The organism is uncultured Oceanicoccus sp. (assembly GCF_963968385.1).
GTDB lineage: Bacteria > Pseudomonadota > Gammaproteobacteria > Pseudomonadales > Dasaniaceae > Oceanicoccus.
Map to the genome: position 1 here is coordinate 1 of NZ_CAXAHB010000083.1, position 6288 is coordinate 6288.

Annotated in this window: 4 protein-coding genes; 2 read left to right on the forward strand and 2 right to left on the reverse strand. The window is 48.7% G+C overall.

What is annotated here, in order from left to right; translation table 11 throughout:
• Nucleotides 1–6: 6 nt before the first annotated feature.
• A complete protein-coding gene (gene gcvP, locus AACP44_RS08005; RefSeq protein WP_339339995.1) occupies nt 7–2895 on the reverse strand; it encodes an aminomethyl-transferring glycine dehydrogenase in 2889 nt (962 codons plus the stop codon).
• Nucleotides 2896–2945: 50 nt separating this feature from the next.
• Nucleotides 2946–4067 carry a glycine cleavage system aminomethyltransferase GcvT gene (gcvT, locus tag AACP44_RS08010; protein ID WP_339339996.1) on the reverse strand — a complete coding sequence of 374 codons (1122 nt, stop codon included), beginning with the start codon at nt 4065–4067 and terminating at the stop codon, nt 2946–2948.
• A gap of 159 nt (nt 4068–4226) precedes the next feature.
• Between gcvT and AACP44_RS08015 the strand changes: the two genes are divergently transcribed.
• Complete coding sequence (locus AACP44_RS08015) at nt 4227–5090, forward strand: LysR family transcriptional regulator (RefSeq protein ID WP_339339998.1); 864 nt, start codon at nt 4227–4229, stop codon at nt 5088–5090.
• Nucleotides 5091–5152: 62 nt separating this feature from the next.
• Nucleotides 5153–6256, forward strand: a complete 1104-nt coding sequence (hisC, locus tag AACP44_RS08020; protein ID WP_339339999.1) for a histidinol-phosphate transaminase — start codon at nt 5153–5155, stop codon at nt 6254–6256.
• Nucleotides 6257–6288 lie beyond the last annotated feature (32 nt).

Here is a 6288-nt window from a genome sequence, read left to right on the forward strand (position 1 = left end):
AGCGGTTTACTCTTCTCTATAACTATCAATAGACGGACAAGAGCACACTAAATTTCTATCACCAAAAACATTATCGATTCTTGCCACCGGTGGCCAGAATTTATTACTGCTACCCACCGGATATACCGCTTGTTCACGGGTATAGCTATGCGCCCATTCTGAAGCGGTTGCTTCCATAGCCGTATGCGGTGCATTTTTTAGCGGGTTATCCGTTTCATTTGATTTACCGGCTTCAACCTGTGCGATTTCTTTTCTGATAGTAATCATCGCTTCAATAAAACGATCCAGTTCTTCTTTGGGTTCACTCTCGGTGGGTTCAATCATTAAAGTACCCGGCACTGGGAATGACATGGTTGGCGCATGAAAACCAAAATCCATTAATCGCTTGGCGACATCTTCTTCGCTAATACCGCTGGCTTCTTTGAGTGGCCGCATATCGATAATACATTCATGCGCAACGCGATTATTTCTGCCGGTATATAACACCGGATAATGCTCAGCTAATTGTTTGGCCATATAGTTGGCACTAAGTATCGCTACTTGCGAGGCCTTTTTTAAACCCTGTTCGCCCATCATCGCAATATACATCCATGAGATTGGCAGAATCGCAGCGCTACCCCAAGCGGCCGACGATACGGTGTCGTTATCAACCGCCAAGCCTGCAATCGGCTGAGCCGGATTGTTAGGCAAGAACGGCGCAAGGTGTTTGCCAACGCCAATTGGGCCCATGCCAGGGCCGCCACCGCCGTGGGGAATACAAAATGTTTTATGCAGATTGATATGCGAAACATCGGCCCCAAATTTGCCGGGTGCAGCAATACCGATTAAGGCATTGAGGTTGGCGCCATCGACATAAACCTGACCGCCATGCTGATGAATCAAGTCGCAGATATCGGTAATATTTTCTTCAAATACACCGTGGGTCGAAGGATAGGTCACCATTAGTGCTGCCAGTTCATCGGCATGAGTTTCGGCCTTGGCTTTAAGATCGGCCATATCAACATTGCCGTTGGCATCGCATTCGGTAATCACTACCCGCATACCGGCAACGGCGGCACTGGCCGGGTTAGTGCCGTGGGCAGAGCTTGGGATTAGGCAGATATCACGATTAAAATCACCGCGGCTCTCATGGTATTTTTTAATTGCTAGTAGGCCAGCATATTCACCCTGTGCACCAGAGTTGGGTTGCAGGGAAATGGCATCGTAACCGGTCGCTTCAATCAGCATTTTTTCCAATTGCTTAAACATGGCCAGATAACCCTGTGCCTGATTTTGCGGCGCAAAGGGATGCATATTGGCAAACTCCGGCCAAGTGACCGGAATCATTTCGGCAGTAGCGTTGAGTTTCATGGTGCATGAACCCAGCGCAATCATCGAGTGATTAAGCGCAATATCTTTAGTTTCCAGCCGCTTCATATAACGCAGCATTTCGGTTTCAGAGTGATGCTGGTTAAACACAGGGTGAGTTAAAAATTCACTGTTGCGACGGTAGTTTTTGTCAATAGGAGAATGGTTGGCGACTTCAACATCAATAGAGTCAATACTGAAATCAATATTGCCGCCGGAGATTACCGCCCACAGTGTTTCAATATCATCGCGGCTAGTGGTTTCATCCAGACTGATGGCTATACGGTCGCTGCCAATAATACGTAGATTAATGCCGGCAGCTATGGCGCGTTCAATCATCTCTTGCTGGCGATCACCAACGGTATAGCTCAGGGTATCAAACCACTGACTGTTATCACTGCTAAACCCAAGCTTAGTTAAACCGTTAGCCAAAATATTGGTTAAGCGATGAATGCGGTTGGCAATGGTTTTTAAACCTTGCGGGCCATGATAAACCGCATAAAAGCTTGCCATAATGGCTAGCAAGGCTTGTGCAGTACAAATATTACTGGTGGCTTTTTCTCGGCGGATATGTTGCTCGCGAGTTTGCATGGCCATACGCAAGGCTTGATTGCCATGGCGGTCAATAGATACGCCAATAATCCGCCCCGGTGTTGAGCGCTTGTATTTATCTTTGGTCGCAAAAAAGGCGGCATGCGGGCCACCAAAGCCCATCGGTACACCAAAGCGCTGGCTGTTGCCGACCACGACATCGGCACCTAATTCGCCCGGCGGTGTGAGTAGTACCAGACTCATAATATCCGCTGCTACCAGTACCAAAGTGTCTTGTTCATGCGCTTGTTCAATCAGTGGTGCTAGATCGGTAATCTCGCCATAGCTACCGGGGTATTGTAATAGGGCGCCAAACACATTTTGGCCGACCAAGTCACTGGCCTCACCAAAGACTAATTCAAAACCGTAAGTGGCGGCGCGGGTTTTTAATACGGCAATGGTCTGTGGATGGGCATCATTGGCAACAAAAAATACATTGGAGCGATTTTTTTTATTCACCCGTTTTAACAGCGCCATGGCTTCAGCGGCAGCGGTGCCTTCATCCAGCATGGAGGCATTGGCTAATTCCATACCGGTTAAATCCATCACCATTTGCTGATAATTTAATAAGCCCTCTAACCGACCCTGAGCAATTTCAGGTTGGTAGGGCGTGTAGGCGGTATACCAGCCGGGATTTTCCAGCACATTACGTAAAATAACATTGGGGGTAATGGTGGGGTTATAACCCTGACCAATCATATTTTTCATCACGATATTTTGTGAAGCCAGTTGCTTTAGTTCAGCCAATGCAGCGGTTTCTGTTTTTGGCGACGGCAAATCCATCGCGTTTTCGCGCAAAATATTGGCCGGCACCGTGCTGCTAATTAATTCATCGAGAGAGTTGGCACCTAACAGGGTTAGCATATCTTGTTGTTGCTGGTGATCGGGGCCAATATGACGCTGAATAAATGCGTCATTGGCTTCCAGCTCAAAAAGGGATGCGTTGTTATCTAACATGGAGTTCTCCGATGACTATTTTTTACTATTGTTTGTTTAATTAAGGCGTTTTAGCGCACATAGTTCTGCGGCATAAAGGGCATCTTCACTACCGCAACAGGTATTTGTTTTTTTCTTAGCAAGGCAAAAAACTCCGTGCCAATGGCGGCATAGTCAGTATCGACATAAGCCATCGCCACCGGACCGCCCAAAGAGGGGCCAAAGCCACCGCTGGTAATTTGGCCAATGACTTTGCCATCGGCATTCACCAGTTCCACCCCTTCGCGCAGCGGGGCTCGTCCTGAAATCTGTAAACCCACTCGCTTGCGTGATGCGCCATCGGCAATCTGTTGCAAAATGGTATCTGCGCCCAAAAAGCCGGCTTGTTTTTCACCGCCGGCGCGGCGTGATTTGCTGATCGACCATATTAATCCGGCTTCGATCGGCGTGGTTTCGGTATTGATATCGTGGCCATAGAGACATAACCCCATTTCAAGACGCAGTGAATCTCTGGCACCCAGGCCAATCGCTTCCACCGGCTCAAATGATAAGAGTTTTTTCGTCAGCGCAACCGCTTTGTCAGCGGGTAGGGAAATTTCATAACCGTCTTCACCGGTATAACCCGAGCAGCTGATAAAGCAGTCGATAGTGTCACCCTCGAGCTCAAGGCTGCCAAAGCAGCTAGTCATAAAACGCAGTTCAGTGGCGGCGGGCATTAATTCATCCATAACTGATCGCGCCTGTGGTCCTTGCAAAGCGAGCAGGGCATGTTGATCCATGACTTCGATCTCAAAGCCCTGCAAGTGCTGTTGCAGGTGGGCAATATCCTGTTGCTTGCAGCCAGCGTTAACCACTAAAAAGAATTCATCATCGGCCCAGCGGGTAATAATTAGATCGTCGAGAATACCGCCGGCTTCGTTGGTCAGAACGGCATAAGTTTGTTTAAAGGGGGCGAGGGCGCCCAGATCGACCGGTACCAGTTTTTCCAGCGCTTCGGTAATACCTGCGCCTTTGATACGAACCTGGCCCATATGCGAGACATCAAATAATCCGGCCTGTTTGCGGGTATGCAGATGTTCTTTAAGTACCCCCAGTGGATACTGAACCGGCATGCTGTAGCCGGCAAAAGGCACTATTTTAGCGCCCAGCTCAGTGTGGAGGTCGTGCAGTGGCGTTTGCAGAAGGTCTGACATGCAAGGTTACCGTTGTTGAAAAGGCTAATAGGGCGGCCATCATAGCGTTGGATAGCACATAACAGAAATTAATAATTATTATATCTTGATAATAATTTGTTATGATGCTGTTGGCCGTTGCTGCCTTCGTGGCTATGACGGTAAAGAGGGGGAAATCCAATGACAAATTTGCCGATTGATATGCTGCGCTCCTTTGTGGTGATTAATGAGGAGGGTAGTTTTACCGCCGCCGCCGAGAAGTTGGGACGCACTCAGCCAGCGATTAGCCAGCAGCTAAAAAAACTGGAGCTGCTATTGGATCGCAGCTTGCTGGATCGCGATAATCCAAAACTGGCGCTAACCCCTGCCGGTGAATCATTGCTAAATTATGCCCGCCAGATTTTATCGCTTAACGATCAGGCAGTGGGTTATTTTTCCAATCCGCCGGTTAGTGGTCGTATTCGCTTTGGTATTCCCAGCGAATTTGCGATTACGCTATTGCCCAAAATCGTTAGCCGCTTTGCCAAGGCCTACCCCGATGTCACGCTGGAAGTGACCTGCGATTTAAGTCGCAATCTGTTATCGGAACAGCAACGTAATGAGTATGATCTGATTCTGGCGCTGCATGATAAGGTGACCAGCCAGCAGCGCAGATCGATTAAAAACTATATAAAAACTGATCAATTAGTCTGGGTGAGTAGCGCCAGTTCCCGTGCCCATAGTCAGGAAACGCTGCCATTGGTGGCGGCGCCGAGTGGTTGTATCTATCGCCAGCGTGCATTGCGGGTGCTGGGCAAAACCAAGCGCAGTTGCCGCATTGTTTATACCATTCCCGATCTAACCGGTATTCAGGCCGCCATTGATGAAGGCTTGGGGGTGACGGTGTTGGCGCGCAGTACAGTGCCGGATTCGTTGTCTATTATTGAATCATCAAAGCATTTACCGGATTTGGGTACGGTGGGGATTAGCCTGACAAAGATGGATCATAGTAAGAACAGTGCCGTACAAGTATTGGCAGATTTTATTAAGGCCGGCTTGGCGTGATGTGCCGCTGAGCAGATTCGGTTACAATAATGATCTTTAAAATAAACAGGTTGGGATAGTCAGTGAGTTGCGATTACATCGCTTTGGCAAATAAAGGCGTACAGGGCCTAAGCCCCTATCAGGCGGGCAAACCGATTGCAGAGTTGCAACGTGAGTTGGGGCTGGATCATATCGTCAAACTCGCCAGTAATGAAAACCCCCTTGGCCCCAGTAAGAAAGTGTTAGCGGCTATTGAACAGGCGACAGTGGATATTGCCCGCTACCCTGACAGCAACGGTTTTCAACTTAAAAACGCTTTGGCTGACAAGCTTGGCGTAAGCACCGAGCAGATAACTCTGGGCAGTGGTTCCAATGATGTGCTGGAATTAATTACCAGAGCCTATATGGGTGCCGGTAAGTCGGCGGTGTATTCCCGTCATGCTTTTGTGGTGTACTCATTGGCGGTTCAGGCTTGTGGTGGTCGTCCTATAGTGACCGCGGCCAAAGATTGGGGCCATGACTTAAATGCCATGGCCGATGCGATTAGCGATGACACGCAATTGGTTTTTATCGCCAACCCTAATAATCCGACCGGTACCGCGGTTGATGAAGCCACGCTGGTAAATTTTTTAGATAAAGTTCCCGCCAATGTGATGGTGGTGTTGGACGAAGCCTATATTGAGTATATGGATACCAGCGACGCCGATGTCGTCGATGGTGCTGCATTGTTGCAGTATTATCCTAACTTGATTGTGACTCGAACTTTTTCAAAGGCCTATGGTTTGGCGGCGCTGCGGGTGGGTTATGCCTTGGCCTCGACCGAAATTACCGATGTGCTGAATCGGGTGCGTGCGCCTTTTAATGTCAACTCGGTGGCGCTGGCTGCGGCCACCGCCGTACTCGCCGATGATGACTATTTGCAACAAAGTCGGCAGATTAATGCTCAGGGTATGCAGCAGCTGACTGAGGGCTTTGATAAGCTGGGGCTATCTTATATACCCTCTGCCGGTAATTTTATTGCCGTTGAGTTTAAAACCGATACTGCCGAGCTCTACCAAAAGCTGCTACAGCAAGGCGTTATTGTTCGCCCTATTGGTGTTTATGATATGCCAAACCATTTGCGAATTTCGATCGGTTTGCCGGAAGAAAATGCGGCATTGCTGGCGGCATTAAAAACGATTTTATAAGGAAACATCTGCAGCATGAGCGTAGCCATCAA

Coding starts and splice junctions, on each gene's coding strand:
- AACP44_RS08015 (WP_339339998.1), top strand. CDS start 4,227: ATGACAAATTTGCCGATTGATATGCTGCGCTCCTTTGTGGTGATTAAT.
- gcvT (WP_339339996.1), bottom strand. CDS start 4,067: ATGTCAGACCTTCTGCAAACGCCACTGCACGACCTCCACACTGAGCTG.
- gcvP (WP_339339995.1), bottom strand. CDS start 2,895: ATGTTAGATAACAACGCATCCCTTTTTGAGCTGGAAGCCAATGACGCA.